The 15,897-nt window shown below is 56.3% G+C and carries 9 protein-coding genes; 5 read left to right on the forward strand and 4 right to left on the reverse strand.

What is annotated here, in order from left to right; genetic code table 11:
- Positions 1-267 precede the first annotated feature (267 nt).
- The 3 genes from gltA to DC28_RS06195 form a co-directional block, all read right to left on the reverse strand.
- Positions 268-1,779: an NADPH-dependent glutamate synthase gene (gene gltA / locus DC28_RS06185; RefSeq protein ID WP_037546937.1), complete on the reverse strand. Its 1,512-nt coding sequence runs from the start codon at positions 1,777-1,779 to the stop codon at positions 268-270.
- Positions 1,779-2,636, reverse strand: coding sequence for a sulfide/dihydroorotate dehydrogenase-like FAD/NAD-binding protein (locus tag DC28_RS06190; RefSeq protein ID WP_037546939.1), 858 nt, complete (start codon positions 2,634-2,636; stop codon positions 1,779-1,781). The genes gltA and DC28_RS06190 overlap by 1 nt, the downstream gene beginning before the upstream one ends.
- Before the next feature lie 195 nt (positions 2,637-2,831).
- Positions 2,832-3,788 carry an aldo/keto reductase family protein gene (locus tag DC28_RS06195; protein WP_037546940.1) on the reverse strand — a complete coding sequence of 319 codons (957 nt, stop codon included), beginning with the start codon at positions 3,786-3,788 and terminating at the stop codon, positions 2,832-2,834.
- 289 nt (positions 3,789-4,077) lie between these two features.
- Here DC28_RS06195 and DC28_RS06200 point away from each other — a divergent pair, with 289 nt between their 5' ends.
- The gene (locus DC28_RS06200) at positions 4,078-5,034 is read left to right on the forward strand and encodes an alpha/beta hydrolase (RefSeq protein WP_037546942.1); all 957 of its coding nucleotides are present in this window, start codon (positions 4,078-4,080) and stop codon (positions 5,032-5,034) included.
- 247 nt (positions 5,035-5,281) lie between these two features.
- On the opposite strand, the gene DC28_RS06205 is transcribed toward DC28_RS06200, so the two are convergent.
- The gene (locus tag DC28_RS06205) at positions 5,282-6,454 is read right to left on the reverse strand and encodes a 30S ribosomal protein S1 (RefSeq protein WP_037546943.1); all 1,173 of its coding nucleotides are present in this window, start codon (positions 6,452-6,454) and stop codon (positions 5,282-5,284) included.
- A gap of 459 nt (positions 6,455-6,913) precedes the next feature.
- On the opposite strand from DC28_RS06205, the gene nuoE reads away from it, so the two are divergent.
- The 4 genes from nuoE to DC28_RS15370 all read left to right on the forward strand — a co-directional run bounded on the left by nuoE (position 6,914) and on the right by DC28_RS15370 (position 15,692).
- A complete protein-coding gene (gene nuoE / locus DC28_RS06210) occupies positions 6,914-7,432 on the forward strand; it encodes an NADH-quinone oxidoreductase subunit NuoE (protein WP_238565781.1) in 519 nt (172 codons plus the stop codon).
- On the forward strand, positions 7,425-10,556 hold the full coding sequence (locus tag DC28_RS06215; RefSeq protein ID WP_037546945.1) for an NADH-ubiquinone oxidoreductase-F iron-sulfur binding region domain-containing protein: 3,132 nt from the start codon (positions 7,425-7,427) through the stop codon (positions 10,554-10,556). Before nuoE ends, DC28_RS06215 begins: the two co-directional genes overlap by 8 nt.
- Positions 10,549-12,327, forward strand: coding sequence for an NADH-dependent [FeFe] hydrogenase, group A6 (locus DC28_RS06220; protein ID WP_037546947.1), 1,779 nt, complete (start codon positions 10,549-10,551; stop codon positions 12,325-12,327). The genes DC28_RS06215 and DC28_RS06220 overlap by 8 nt, the downstream gene beginning before the upstream one ends.
- Positions 12,328-12,398: 71 nt before the next feature.
- Positions 12,399-15,692 (forward strand): DEAD/DEAH box helicase, encoded by a 3,294-nt coding sequence (locus DC28_RS15370; RefSeq protein ID WP_052078539.1) that lies wholly within the window; start codon positions 12,399-12,401, stop codon positions 15,690-15,692.
- The last annotated feature ends 205 nt before the right edge of the window (positions 15,693-15,897 follow it).

A 15,897-nucleotide genomic window follows, 5' to 3' on the forward strand; every position in this document is an offset into this window, starting at 1 on the left:
GTCGGAGTTTGTGCTCACAACAAGAAAAAGTTGTGGGTACCGGGGTGAGCAACAGGCAAATATCATGCGCAAAAGGTTGCACCATAACGCCCCGGCGACGTGAACTTATAGGTTGCTCTGCTATTTGTGCTGCCGTTTCCTGCCTTCTGCGCTTTATTATACCCTTGCCATACCTTCCCTGCCCCCGGGAAGGTCGTATTCCGGTGTACTCCTCGGGGCAGGGGCTACCCCGCACCTATAAATGATGTGTGCTCCCCGGGCCAGGGGCTACCCCCAGCGGCCCGAGGTCAGATCCTTGGTGATAGCGGCGGCGGCTCGCCGGCCCTCACCCATGGCCAGGATTACCGTGGCGGCACCCAAAACGATATCGCCCCCGGCATAGACCCGGTCCATCTTGGATCGGTTCTCGTCGTCCACGAGGATGTTGCCCCACTTGTTGGTTTCTAGTTCCTTGGTGGTCTGGCGGATCAGGGGGTTACTCACGTTTCCCAGGGCCGGAATAACCGTGTCCATGGGAATCTGATACTCGCTGCCGGGGATGGCGACCGGGCGCCGCCGACCCGAGTCATCGGGTTCACCCAGCTCGTAGCGCTGCACCTCCAGGGCGCAGACCTTCCCCTGCTCGTCACCGATAATGCGGGTGGGGTTATGGAGAAAGTGAAAGATAATCCCTTCCTCTATGGCATGGTCAACCTCTTCGGCCCGGGCGGGCATTTCCTCCCGGGTGCGGCGGTACACCACATTCACTTCCTTGGCACCTAGGCGCAGAGCCATCCGGGCCGCATCCATGGCTACATTTCCCCCGCCGATGACCGCCACCTTCTCGCTGGGGTAAATGGGGGTGTCCACCCGCTGCTTATCATAGGCCTTCATTAGGTTGCTCCGGGTCAAATACTCGTTGGCACTGAAGACCCCCACCAGATTCTCCCCCTCAATGCTCATAAACTTGGGCAGGCCCGCTCCCGAACCGATGAAAATCGCATCAAAGCCGTCTTTATTCAAAAGATCATCAATGGTCCGGGTTCGTCCGATGAGGAAATTCAGGTGGATTTTAACGCCCATGGCCTCCAGGGTGGCGATTTCCTGTTCGACGATGGCCTTGGGCAATCGGAACTCGGGGATCCCGTAGATCATAACACCTCCGGGCTTATGGAAGGCCTCGAAAATTTCAACCTGGTGGCCGGCCTTGCGAAGATCCGCTGCAGCGGTTAATCCCGCAGGCCCGGATCCTACAACGCCCACCTTGAACCCCGTTTCCGGACCCACCTGGGGAGGGGTGATCTTCCCGGCTTCCCGTTCCCAATCAGCGACATAGCGCTCAATCCGTCCGATGGCCACTGACAGCATGGGGTCTTTCAGACTTTTTCCTACGGTACAGTGTTCCATGCACTGCTTTTCTTGGGGGCAGACCCGGCCGCAGATCGCGGGAAGCAGGCTGCTCTCCTTTATAATATCGATGGAAGCCTGGTACTCCCCTTCGGCTGCCTTTTGTATGAAGCTGGGGATGTCAATGGATACCGGGCAGCCGGCTACGCAGGGGGCATTTTTACACTGGAGACAGCGCAGGGCTTCCAGGCGTACCTGTTCCTCGGTGTATCCCAGGGCAACCTCACATTGATTGCCGCCCCGGACCACCGGATCTTGGGCGGGCATATCCTGCTGGGGAATGCCAAGACGCTCCTTAACCTTTAGATCCCCGGCTTCCTGGCGGGATTGGTATTCACCCCAGAGCTTCAGCGCCTCGGAGGCCAGGGTTTCTGCTGTTTTATGGTCTGCCATTATTTTGTTCCTCCCTGGGGGGTTCTTACATCCAATCCGATATTACAGGCATGGTCGGCGTGCTGCTCCTGTTCCTTGTAGGCTTTTTGGCGGAGCATCATGTTGTCGAAATCCACCAGGTGGGCGTCGAATTCCGGGCCGTCAACGCAGACGAACTTTGTCTCGTCGCCCACGGTCACCCGGCAACCCCCGCACATGCCCGTGCCGTCCACCATGATGGTATTCAGGCTCACCATGGTATGGACGCCGAAGGGCCGGGTAGTTTCGGCGCAGAACTTCATCATGATGGGCGGACCGATGGCGGTAACCTCGTCCACAATCCCCTGTTCGCAGAGTTCCTTCAGGGGCTGGGTCACCAGGGCCTTGCGTCCGTAGCTGCCGTCGTCGGTGCAGATGATGACCTCATCGCTGTGGGCCCGCATCTCTTCCTCCAGGATGAGCAGGTCCTTGTTCCGGGCGCCCATGATGGTAATGACCTTGTTGCCTGCCTGCTTGTAGGCCTGGACGATGGGGTGAAGGGGCGCAACCCCGATTCCGCCCCCGACGCAGACCACGGTACCGACTCGGCGGATATCCGTGGGGGTCCCCAAGGGCCCGAGGACGTTGGCAATGGAATCACCTTGGTTAAGATCCCCAAGCATCCGGGTGGTTTTTCCCACGGCTTGAAAGATAATCGTAATGGTGCCAGCTTGCTCGTCTGCATCGGCAATGGTCAGGGGGATGCGTTCACCGAAGTCGGTGTCAAGTTGGATGATCAGGAACTGACCGGCCTTCCTAGCCTCGGCAATATAGGGGGCCTGGAAGACCATCTTGTAGACGTCTTCGGAGAGCCGGGTTTTTTCGATAATGGTATTCAATGAAAAGCCTCCTGGGCGTGGATTTTGGTATAATTATGCTGGTACGACCTACTGTACCGCTACTTCTTGGGATGCGTCAAAGGGAAATGTCGGCTGGGGGGGAATCTGGTAGGGGATTCTCATGCCTCAACCCCTGAGGGGGCGAGAAGAAACACCCCCCGGGCGGGCCGGGGGGCTGTGTGGGAGACGGTTTGATTACACTAGGGGGAAGAGCTTGTTGATCTTGGTGATGTCTCGGGGTTTTAGGGTTACCCCCGAGGCCTTTATATTTCCTTCCAGCTGGTCGATCCGGCTGGCTCCGGTGATGACCGAGCTGATGCCCGGGTTCTGGAGAATCCAGGCCAGGGAAAGCTGGGCGATGGTCAGACCGTAGGACTCGGCGATGGGGCCCAGGGAATCTACCTTGTTCAGAAGTTTGGTGTCCGAGGCGCGTTCTTTGATGAACATATTCAGGGACTCGTTGGCTGCCCGGCTGTCCTTGGGAATGGTTCCCCCGGAGTACTTGCCCGTTAGAATCCCCTGGGAAAGGGGACTGAAATTGGCGGTACCCATACCCAGGCTCATACAGGTCGGCAGGATCTGCTTCTCTATACCCCGGTCGAGCAGATTGTACACCGGCTGGTTCACCACGGGCAGATGCCAGCCTCGGGCCTTACAGATGCTGTAGGCCTGGGCAATCTGCTCTCCCGTCCACTCACTGGTTCCCCAGTAGATGATTTTTCCCTGGCGGATGAGGTCTTCAATGGCTTCCAGGGTTTCTTCCAGGGGTGTTTCGCTGTCGTAGCGGTGGCAGTAGAAGATGTCCACGTAGTTCAGGTGCAGGCGCTCCAGGCTTCCTTCCAGGGAGTCGATGATGTGTTTGCGGCTCAGTCCCCGGTCGGTCACATGGTCGTCCGACATGGGCCAGAAGGCCTTGGTGGCAACGACGTAGTGGCGGCGGTTGTATTTCGGGAGGATTTCGCCCAGAAGGCTCTCCGCCTGGCCTCTGTTGTATACATCTGCGGTGTCGATGTAGTTGATCCCGAGTTCAAAGGTCCTGTGGATAATGTCCTTGGCGCTATCCAACTCAACCTGGTTAGCGAAGGTTAGCCAGGAGCCATAGGCGATTTCACTCACCTTCAATCCTGATTGTCCGAGTCTTCGGTATTCCATAACAATGCTCCTTTATTAGTGATTCTGGCTCGGGTAGCCTGTGGCAGCCTCGCCCGGCCTGTTTCCATAATACCGCCCGGGAGTGAAAAAGGGCAACTTTGAGTCCGACTCTAAGGTTCGGTTTTTTGTCGGGAACTCCTGGGGTGCCCTCCCGGTGCGGGAAGGGTTGTGATTTTCTAAGGGGTCGCCGTGTATCCTCGGATTGTGTGGGGTGTTTGGGTTTTTGTGGGAGACATTGCTTCAGGTATAAATCCTGGGGATCTTGGTTTCCGCGTGTATAGGGGATGGTATGAAAAGACTGGTACTACTTTACATGGGTCTACTTCTGGCGTTGGTGTCCTGTGTCAGCTCTCCTGAAGCTAGGCTGTTTCAGAGGTACTATGATGAAATTGACCATAGTACTAGGGGGAGCAGCACCTACTATCGGTGGATGGTGCCCGGTTCCAGACGGTTGATTGTATATCTTGAGGGAAGCGGGCTCTACTCCGTGCTGGGAACGGAAGAGACGGGGCGGTTGGACTCATATACCGTTAGTTACGTTATTCTTGATGCCTGGAAGGATTCCGCGGATATCCTTATTCCCGAAAAACCCGGCATGCACAAGGGCGGTCAGTTTTATGGTGATGCCTCCGTCCTTGCTTCTTACACGGTTGAGGACCATGCATCCTCCCACGCGAGAGGGATCGATGATCATCTTTCACGGTATCAGTATGATGAGGTGTTCCTTGTGGGCTTTTCCGAGGGCGGCGCCCTTCTTCCTGCGGTCTACGAAGCTATGGAGCGGAAAGTCGAGATTACCGGGCTTGTTGCCGTTGGTGCCGGGGTCATGAATCAGTATGATGAGTTTATGCTCCTGGCTGAATCACCCTTGTCCATGAACGATCAGTACAGAAACGGACTGAGTCATGTCGCCGAAGCCCGGGAAAAAATCATGCAGGATCCCCAATCCATTGATAGGTGGTATCTCGGCTGGCCGTACCGCCGCTGGTCTTCCTACTTTTCTTATACCCCGGCAAACCTCTATAGGGATGTACCGGTTCCTGTTCTCTTTTTGCATGGCGAGAAAGACACCAGTTCTCCCGTCGAATCGTCTCTGGCGGCAAGGACACTCGGTTTAAGCGATTGCACCGTGATTACCTACCCTGAGATGGGCCATGGACCGGACACCGACGAGCAACGAACCCGGTTATTTACCGATATTACCGAGTGGTTTGCCGGGGTCGGGACCGGCGTGACCGACCGATAGTGCGCAAAGGGTTGTAACATTCCCCATTCGGGGCGCTATCTCTGGGGCCAGAACCCGGTCAACCCCGCTATATCCGGTGTAGTTTACAGGCTTTTGCGTACTAAGTGACCGATCCTTAAGAGTAACGTTACCGAGGTGGTTTGGTGCAGCCTTTCGCACACACCATCGTTTTACCGGCCCCTCCGGGGTATCCCCCGGAAGTAACCGGCCGGTTACGGCTCATACGGATCTTCCATTCCTGGAGAGCCTATCCCTTCTCCTTCCGGTTCTTCATGAACTGGGCAAAGGGGTTATAGGTGGATTCCTCGTCGGCGGTTTCAACGTACTGGGCATACTTATCGTCATCTATATCCAAGGAAGCGGGTTTCAGGGCTATGCGCTGTTGTTTCGGGTCCACGGAAATAATTTCGACCTTCAGGGTTTCTCCCCTCTTGAAGAGGAACCGCGGCTTGGTAGGGCCTTCATTTTTGGTCAGTTCCGACACGTGGATCAATCCGTCCAAGCCGGGTTCAAGGGTGACAAAAGCACCATAATCGGTGAGGCGGGCCACCCGGCCGTTGTGTCGTGATCCCGGGGGATACTTTTCAACAGCCTTCTCCCACGGATCGGGAAGCAGGGCCTTCATGCTCAGCCCGATTCGCTCCCGCTCCCAGTCGATGCTGATAACGAGGGCCTCAATCTCCTGGCCCGGGGAAAGAACCTCGGCCACATCATTGAGCCGGCCTTGCTGAATTTCGGAGATGGGTAGCAGAGTTTGTACTCCTTGGACATCCACAAAGGCGCCAAAATCCCGGATGGAGCTTACTTCTCCCCTGACCTTCATGCCTATTTTTAGGGAGGATTTTAACGCAGCAATCCGTTCAGCATACTCTTCTTCCTGGATCGCGCGGTGGGAAACAAGAATACTACGGCCGTTCTCTCTGAACTCAAGAATCTTGAAGGGTAATGTCTTCCCCAGCCACTCATCCGATGATTCGGACCGTTTTCGGCCCATCTGGGAGAAGGGGCAGAAGGCCCGGGCTTCGCCAATTCGTATATCAAATCCACCTTTTATTTCTTTCTCGACGCGGCCCTCCACGGGTATGGCGTTTTCATAGGCATTCTGGAGCATCGCCGATCCGGCCTCATCACCGGATATTCGGGTGGTGAACCGGAGTTCACCGTCCCGGGATGCCAGAAAAAAGACCCGGACGGTATCTCCCGGCTTCACCCGGAGTGATCCATCCTCTTCGCTCACCTCAGAGGCATCCAGGACTCCCTCGCTCTTTCCCCCCAGCTGGAGAAACACGGTTCCACCTGAGATCGAAATAACAGTAGTTTCAAGCATCTGTCCGGGCTCAAACCGGGATAGCCCTTCGAGGCTTTTTTCAATGAGATTTTCGAAGCTTTCTTCGCCAAATTCACTGGTATCCTTATTCATTGGTCCCCACTTCTTGGTTATCTGTTCAAACATCGTGCACCGTTTCGGTGTTTATGGATCAGGGGTATGGCTGATCCGCTCCAGTATAGCATAGTTTTGCCCTAGGTCTCCTGGGTCTGTGGCAATGGGCTCGGAGGGCGGGGGTCCTCTCGGGAATCCTTGGTTGGGTGGAGACTGCTCGAGGAATGTCCCCGCCCTCGCCATCCTTCCGCACCCCGGCCAGGGGAACGGCCAGCCCTCCCGGGTCAAGGATGGGGGCCATTGGAATCACCCTAAAAACATCCCAATAAATCCTTGACGTACCACCGGACTGCCCGTACGATTATTTTATATCGATAGATCATTATGTATACGGAATTATCCGTAGCAACCAGATAACAGCTAGAGATACTGCAACACGGTGTACCCCGGAAGATTCGCGCAGGTAATGCGCATGAGATATACGGCAAGGGGGATTGTATGTGTTCTAAGAGCGGGATGGCTTCTGCCCTCGGGCGGGAAGCCCTGGATCTATCGAAATTGTCAGAATTTCTTGACAAGCACAAGGAAATGCCGGGTGTACTCATACCCGCCCTTCAGTTTGCCCAGGATACCTACGGCTACCTGCCCGATGCGGTCCTGCACCATATCAGCCGCTTCCTCCACGTTCCATACAGCGAAGTAACCGGAGTTGTCGGTTTTTACTCCTACTTTTCCACCGTTCCCAAGGGGAAGCATACCGTCCGGGTATGTCTCGGTACTGCCTGCTATGTTCGGGGCGGCAAGGGGGTTCAGCAGGCTTTGGAGGCTGAACTTGGAATTTCCGACGGTGAAACCACCGAGGATCGCCAGTTCTCCCTCCAGACCGGGCGGTGTTTCGGAGCATGCGGCTTGGCCCCGGTAGTCATGGTAGATGACAACACCCACCAGCGGGTTTCTCCGGCAAAGGTACATGAACTCTGTGAACAGTACCGGAACCAGGAGGATTCTGATGCCTAATAAACAGAAGTTGAAAACCCTCGGGGATTGGGAGGTATTTCGGGCAAGTACCATTGAAGCGGAAGCCCCGGGCGCACCCACCCTGCATGTCTGCTGCGGAGGCGGGTGCCTAGCCTCGGGTGCCCAGGATGTAATCAAAGCGGCCACAGAATCGGCGGACAAACGTGGCTTGAATCTCCAGGTAGTTCCCTCGGGATGCCTGGGCCCCTGTTCAAAGGGGCCGGTGGCTCGGTTTGATCCCGCCGGAATTCTCTTCCAACACCTCACACCCGAGAGTGTCCGGGAGCTCATACAGGACTGGGACGACAGCCAGGCTGAACCCGTATCCCGGAAACATCCCGCCCGCTGGCCGGACGCTCCCAGTTTCCTCAGTAAGCAGCGTAAATCCGCCCTGCGTTCCTGCGGCCGGGTGAATCCCGAGAGAATCGAATCCGCCGTGGCTCACGGCGCATACTCCGCCCTCACCCAGGTTCTAGCCGAGGGCAGCGGTGATGGGGTCATCGCCGAATTGAAGGAATCCGGACTCAGAGGCCGGGGAGGGGCAGGGTTTCCAACCTGGCTGAAATGGCAAAGCACCATGAATCAGCCTGCTTCGCCGAAATACGTGATCTGCAACGCCGATGAGGGCGATCCGGGGGCCTTTATGGACCGGAGCATCATTGAAGGTGCACCCCACGACCTCATTGAGGGTATGGCCCTGGCTGCCTTCACCATTGGTGCCCGCCAGGGGTACGTCTACGTCCGGGCTGAGTATCCCCTGGCCGTGTCCCGCTTGGAGCATGCCATAGAAGATGCCCGCCAGATTGGCCTGTTAGGAGAAAACATCCTGGGAACCGGGTTTGGTTTTTCCCTGGAAATCCGCAAGGGATCAGGAGCCTTTGTCTGCGGAGAGGAGACCGCCCTCATGAACTCCATCGAGGGCAAACGGGGTGAACCCCGTCCCCGGCCGCCCTTTCCCGCGGAAAAGGGGTTGTGGAACTCTCCCAGCCTGCTCAATAACGTGGAAACCTATGCCACCGTTCCCCTCATCATCTCCCAAGGGGCGGAAAAATACCTGGACTTCGTACACGACGGCAAACGCCCCGAGGGCAGCCGGGGGACAAAGGTATTCGCTCTGGCCGGGGCCATTGCTAACTCGGGCTTGGTAGAGGTACCCATTGGAACCACCCTGGGTGAACTGCTTTACGATATCGGCGGCGGAATGTTGGGAGGACGGGAGTTTAAGGCAGCCCAGATCGGAGGACCCTCCGGGGGCTGCGTTCCCAAGGGGCATCTGAACGTGCCCCTGGATTATGAAACCCTTAACGAGCTGGGTGCAATTATGGGCTCCGGGGGATTAATAGTCATGGATGAAGAGACCTGCATGGTGGATGTCGCCCGCTTCTTCCTGGAATTTGTCCAAGAGGAATCCTGCGGAAAATGTGCCCCCTGCCGGGTTGGAACCAAACGGATGCTTGAAATACTGGAAGGGATTTGTGCCGGCAAGGGCCGGATGGAAGACATCGACACCCTGGTTCGGCTTGGTGAACAGATCCGGGAAACCGCCTTATGCGGCCTCGGACAGACCGCACCCAACCCCGTTCTGTCCACCATCAGGCACTTCCGTCACGAATATGAACAGCATATCCGCTCCCACCACTGTGCTGCGGGCATCTGCCCGGGCTTAGTCCGGGCCCCCTGTCAGAGCGGCTGTCCGGCTGGGGTGGATGTGCCGGGCTTCGTAGCCCTGGTGAAGGAACGCAGATATGCCGATGCCCTCCAGCTCCACCGCAACCGGAATCCCTTCGCAGCGGTCTGTGCCCGGGTATGTTTCCATACCTGCGAGGAGCGCTGCCGGCGCAGTTCCATTGACGACCCGGTGGCAATACGCTCCATCAAGCGGTTCATGGTGGACCAGGAGGTCACTATTCAACGGCCCGAGGTACGGGCTAACAGCCGTACCCAGGAGCGGCGCATCGCCATCATCGGGGGCGGTCCCGCTGGTCTATCCTGCGGGTACTTCCTTGCTCGGTTGGGTTATGAGCCGGATATTTTTGAAGCGGAACAGCGCCCCGGGGGAATGCTGGTACAGACAATTCCCGCCTATCGCTTACCCCGGGAGGTATTGGCTCGGGAGATTCGAATGATCGAGCAGATGGGGGTCAAGATCCACACCGATTCACGCCTGGGACGGGACTATTCCATTGAGGATTTGCGTAACCAGGGGTACGAAGCCATATTCCTTGCCATGGGTGCGCCGGGGTCTACCACCCTGGGCATACCCGGGGAAGAGGCGAAGGGGGTTGTACACGCCGTGGATTTCCTCCGTCAATACAACATCCGCGGCTCGGTTCCGGTAGCCGACCGGGTCGTTGTCGTTGGAGGCGGAAACGCTGCGGTGGATGCTGCCCGGACCGCCGTACGCCTGGGGGCCAAGGAGGTGACTATTGTGTACCGCAGAACCCGGGATCAGATGCCGGCATATGCCGAGGAGCTGCAGGCCGCCGAGGAGGAAGGGGTCGCGATATGCGGACTGACCCAGCCCGTGGAGGTTATCGGCAGCCCCGTTTCTGCCCTGCGGTGTTCATCCATGCGGCTCGGCGGATTCGACCCCAGCGGCCGCCGCAGGCCGACCGAGGCGGGGAAGCAGCTCTTCGACATCCCCTGTACCCAGGTCATTGTTGCCATCGGGCAGCAACCCGTGGATACGGCACTCTTTTCCGGATTTACCGCTATTCGTACCAGGGCAGGATGGATCGCCGTGGACCCTGCCACCGGACAGAGTTCGGTGGAATGGCTGTTTGCCGGGGGTGATGCGGTAACCGGTCCCAGCTCGGTGGTTGCCGCTATCGGTGCAGGCGAACGTGCCGCGGTGGGCATTGACCGGATGTTTACCGGAGAGAACAACGCCTTCTGGCGGATTGATCGTGAGGTCGATGTTGAGTTTAAACCCGGCGATGAGCCGGTTGAGACAGGCCGGGAACCCGTGCGGATGATGGAGGTACAGCGTCGATGCCACACCTTTGAAGAGGTTGAACTGCCCTGGAACGAAACCGTCGCGGTTCAACAGGCGGCGCGCTGTTTGCGCTGCGAATACGGTAAGTGCCGGAGCGAGGATGCATCCAAGGAGGCGGTAAATGTGTAAGGTTTCAATCGACTGTGTGGAGGTTAAGGTTGAGCCGGGCTCTACCATCCTTGATGCGTCCAAAAAAGCCGGGGTTGTCATACCCACATTATGCAATATGGAGACCCACGAGGCCCTGGGAGCCTGTCGGGTCTGTGTGGTGGAGGTTGAGGGGGCGAAAAGCCTCATGGCAGCCTGTTCCACCCCGGTTTGGGACGGTATGAAGGTGCGAACCACCACCCGGCGGGTTCGAACCGCCCGAACCATGGTGGTGGATCTGCTTCTCAGTGAGCATAACGGGGAATGCGGAACCTGTTTTCGAAACGGTGAGTGCGAACTTCAGGCTATTGCCGCGGGATTGGGTCTGGATCGGGACACCATCCCGGGGCCCAAGCTGCCGGCACATCTTGACACCTCCACTGCAGCCATCCGCCGTGATACGGGAAAATGCATAAAGTGCCGTCGGTGTGTGCGGGTATGTCACGGCATCCAGGGGGTAGGGGCCCTGTTTCCCCAGGGCCGCGGGTTCGACACTACTATCGGACCGGCCTTCGGGGCAGACCTCAGTACCGTTGCCTGTGTGCAATGCGGCCAATGCGCTGCAGTATGTCCCGTGGGGGCGATCATGGAAACCTCCCATATCGACCGGGTATGGGATGCCCTGGACAATCCGGATCTCCATGTGGTGGTGCAGACCGCTCCGGCCATCAGAGCGGCCCTGGGGGAGTGTTTCGATATGCCCCCGGGTACCCAGGTGACCGGAAAGATGGTGGAAGCCCTTCGGCGCCTCAACTTCGACGCGGTATTTGATACGGATTTTACCGCCGACCTCACCATTATGGAGGAGGGGACTGAGTTGCTCCTGCGCCTCAAGTCCGCCCTGGTGGACGGCAAAACACCGAAGCTTCCCCTGATAACCAGCTGTTCCCCCGGGTGGATCAACTTTGCCGAACAGTATTTTCCCCGGTCCCTACCGCTAATATCCAGCTGTAAATCACCCCAACAGATGTTTGGGGCGGTTGCAAAATCCTACTACGCGGAACTCAAGGGGATTGATCCAGCATCCATCTACGTTGTATCGGTCATGCCCTGCACCGCGAAAAAGTACGAGGCTGCCAGGCCGGAAATGCAGTCCTCCGGCGGCCCGGATGTGGACGCAGTCTTAACCACCCGGGAACTGGCTCACATGATCCATCAGGGTGGCATTACCTTCTCGAGCCTCAAGGACGGAACAATGGATGAACCCCTGGGAATCTCTACGGGCGCCGCGGACATCTTCGGGAACACCGGAGGGGTTATGGAGGCAGCCCTCCGGACCGTTCATGAAATCGTCACCGGTGCCCCGCTTCCCGGACCCCAGGGGCGCCTGGAGCTTCAACCGGTACGTGGACTGGAAGGGATCAAGGAGGCGACCCTGCGGGTGGAGGGAGCCAAGGGTGATTGGGCATTTCTGGAGGGCAAGGAGCTCTCGGTGGCGGTTGCCCACGGTCTGTCAAACGCTGCTGAGGTATTGAAGCGTATCGAATCCGGGGAAGCCTCGTACCATTTTGTGGAGATAATGTGCTGCCCCGGAGGTTGTATCGGGGGCGGCGGTCAGCCCCGGCCCACCACCGATGCCATCCGGGAGGCGCGAATGCGGGCCCTCTATGCCGAGGATGAGGGCAAGCCCCTACGCGGCTCCCACATGAATCCCGCAGTGCAGGTGTTGTATAAGGAGTATTTCCAGGAGCCGGGCAGCAAACGGTCCCATGAGCTTCTGCATACCCACTACACCGCCCGGACTCCTGTATAACAGAAGGTCTATACCCTGGTATAGTGAGCTTAAATGTGTCTTGAGCCCCCGTTGTAGGAGATCGATGGCCCATGGTACTTGAGAATCTCTTGGCTAGAATTAAAGAGGAGTTCTTCCAGCTCCGCGTCTGGCAGCGTGGGATAACCTATTTCGAGCAGGAAAGAGTTTTACAGTATATCACCGGGGAGAATCACGTAAGCTTTAGGGTGCATGGTTCTTCCGGGAGAGTCTATACCGTAATTGTTGATTATTCGGTCGAATATGGTGATCTTGATGCAAGTTGCACCTGTCCCTATGCCGAGGAATGTAAGCATATTGTTGCGGCCATTCATTTTGGATTTGCAACCGGGGTCTTCCAACCGAATATCTTTGATGCCCCAAGGGGTAACCCTGATGAATTTGGCTTCCCGGTTCCCCATCCTGCCTTAGGAATATTAGAACCCCGGGCTCGTCAGGCAGCGGTGGATAATGGCAAACGGTATACACCCTTTTTAGTGTTGTCGGACCGAACCGGGCCGGTACCAGGATCGAATCACCAGAACTACCTGTTCACCGGCTCCCGGGGACTGCCGTGGCACTTGGATATGCTTTGCCAGTATGTCCGTCAAGACACCAAGCAGGGGAGATTTTATCGGTGGGCACCGGGAATGATCTTCGAAACCGAAACCTCCAGCCTACAACAATTGTATCGTGCTATCACCCAGGCGTCTGATCGTCGATTAGACGCCCAGGTTTGGCTGCGTTGGGTCTTTAATCAGAACGAGATTCCCCTGGGAATACCTGGAAATTCACATTTTATGACCCTGCGAAAGGAATCCCTCCTCCGCATAGTTCTTGAGTTTACCGAACAAGATTCATTTGAGGAAGGGTTCTTCCGTCCACAGTTTTTAGGCTTATTCCAACAAGAGTCGGAGCTTGCTCATGTTGGTCATACCCCGCAGCTTTTGGCAATTAATGCGGGGCCGGAATGCTTTCTTCTGGATACCCAGAATGGTGTACTCTTTGAGACCAGCCAAATCGGCGACCTGGGCACCAAACCGGATATCCCTGGGTATCAATACCAAACCGCTCTGGACCAACTCTTTGATATCATACATGTGTGTAGCGTTTCTTATGAGGGGTTTACCCGCCAGATGATTGAGGTGTTAGAGAAACAGGTTGCTGGGAATGCCGTCATTTCCGCCATCCTAGATGTGGTGCCGCCACCGGCCGAGAAGGAATTATCCTTTGCTGTTCCCGCTTTCCGTCTGTACTTGAAGGCTGGTTGGCAGGTACAGGCCACCCTGGCAGTCAGTTACGGTGGACAGGAGATTCTATCTGGGCCCCGGCGTAACTGGTGGAGAGAGCCCATAGCCCGGGATGGTTTCCGGTGGGTGCAACCCGACTATATTCGGGAAAATTTGTTTCGTCAGCGGGTAGAATCCCTTGGGCTCATCCCCGCATCCGGAGATTCAGTGGGTGGATTCTCTTTCGTCAGCCAAAGACCACCGGCGGAATTACTCCAGGCTATGGTAACCGAGTTTTTCTCGGAAATCACTACTGGTGAGCTGGAACTGCTGGTTAATCGGATTCCGGTTAAGCTCAGTTCGATCCGCATTGAGGTGGAGTCGGGCATTGATTGGCTGAGCATTCATGCCACTGCCGACGGGGAGTCGTTAGATCAGCGGGATGTAGACAGCCTATGGAATATGCTGATGACCCGCTCAGGATACCGCCTAGTTAGTTCCCAGGAGTTGGCTGCCTTGAAAACCCTGGGTGAACTCAGCCAACGGGAGGATACAATTCGCCTCAACCCCTTGGAAATTGCCGCCCTGGACCCCCTGCTCACACTCCTCCAGGGGGAAACCAGGGAAGGGTCCGGCCAAGGTGAGGAAAATCAACAGAACCAACCGACCTCCGATCCCCTCTTCCATTTGGCTACGTTACATGGGGAATTTGAACAATCCCTCACCGGAGTATCTACCCCACCCGCTCCGGCATTCCGGGGTGAACTGAGAGATTACCAGCAGATAGGATTGAGATGGTTACGTTTTCTGAAGTCTGCTGGCGCCGGAGGAATAGTAGCCGACGATATGGGACTGGGTAAAACTCTCCAAGCTATAGCCCTCCTGGCGGATTACCGAGCCGAAAAGAATGATCGGCCTGCCTTGGTGCTTGCCCCGGTATCTACCCTGGGAAACTGGAAGCGGGAATTATCCCGGTTTTTACCCGATGTGGCGGTAGTCCTGCACGCCGGTACAAGCCGGGGTGAACTGCCCGCGGGACCGCTAACCATCCTCAGTTCATACCAAACCATGGTTCGGGATTGGGCTGTTTTTTCAGAAACCGTTTTTTCGCTCATCATCCTTGATGAAGCCCAACTAGTAAAAAACCATCAAACCAAGTTGCACAGTACGGTTTCGCAATTACGTGGCCAGCAGCGAGTATTGCTTTCCGGTACCCCGGTAGAAAACAGTATCATGGATCTTTGGGCTCTCATGCAAATCGCCAATCCTGGTTTCCTGATGACCCGAAGAGCCTTCAAAAGACGATACGGCGGAAGCAAATTGACCAAGGATGCCCACCTGACTAGCCAACTCCAGCAGCGTATCCGCCCCTATTTCCTGCGCCGCACAAAACAGATGATAGCCCATGAGCTGCCACCAAAGCAGGAAAATCAAATTACAGTAACCCAGGGAACGACTGAAGCCCAATTCTACCGTCGCCTTGAATCTGCCTGCCGCCAAAAAATCACCGAACTCCTGACTTCCCCCGACCCTCATAAGGCAGGAATCGCCATTTTGCAGACCCTTACCCATCTCCGCCAGGCTGCCATCGCTCCTCAACTGGTGGGCGGCCCAGAGCACTCCGCGAAACTGGACACCCTCACGGAAAAACTTACCGAGGCTGCGGCCGAAGGTCATGGAATTCTGGTATTCAGTCAATTTGTGCGGGTTCTCGAACTCATTCAACAGCGCCTGAACCGAAAGGGAATCCGCTATGCATACATCGATGGTTCCCTGAGTGCAGCGAAGAGGACCCAGCAGATTGAAACATTCCGAGGCAATAAACAAGTCCAAATCTTTCTATTGAGCCTTACAGCAGGGGGTGTTGGAATCAATCTGACCGAAGCGGACTATGTATGTATTGTCGATCCCTGGTGGAATCCCGCCGTTGAAACCCAGGCCATCGACCGCACTCATCGAATCGGCCAAACCAAACAGGTAGTAGCCATGAGATTTATTGTAGAAAATACAATTGAAGAACGGGTATGGGAGCTGCAAAATAAGAAGCGGCTGCTCTTGGAGAACATCTTCGGAAACGGTGACTCCCTGTTCAGCCACCTTGATAGCGAGGAAATACTCCAGCTGTTTCATTCGAAATGACCTGGTTGGGTAGTTGCTCATCCCACTATTAGTTCCCTGTCGCGGTATTTTTGGCATACTGCCGGTTTGCTACCGGGTGATTTCGGCCCAGGGGCTTGCAATTACCGAGGAATCGTTCTAAACTTAGACATGTCTAACTTTCAGGGGCATGGACAGGGCGGAATCAGCAGGGTTACTTGGTAGCCTAACGCATGAGAATCACCTG

The sequence above is a fragment of the Spirochaeta lutea genome (genome assembly GCF_000758165.1).
GTDB lineage: Bacteria > Spirochaetota > Spirochaetia > DSM-27196 > Salinispiraceae > Spirochaeta_D > Spirochaeta_D lutea.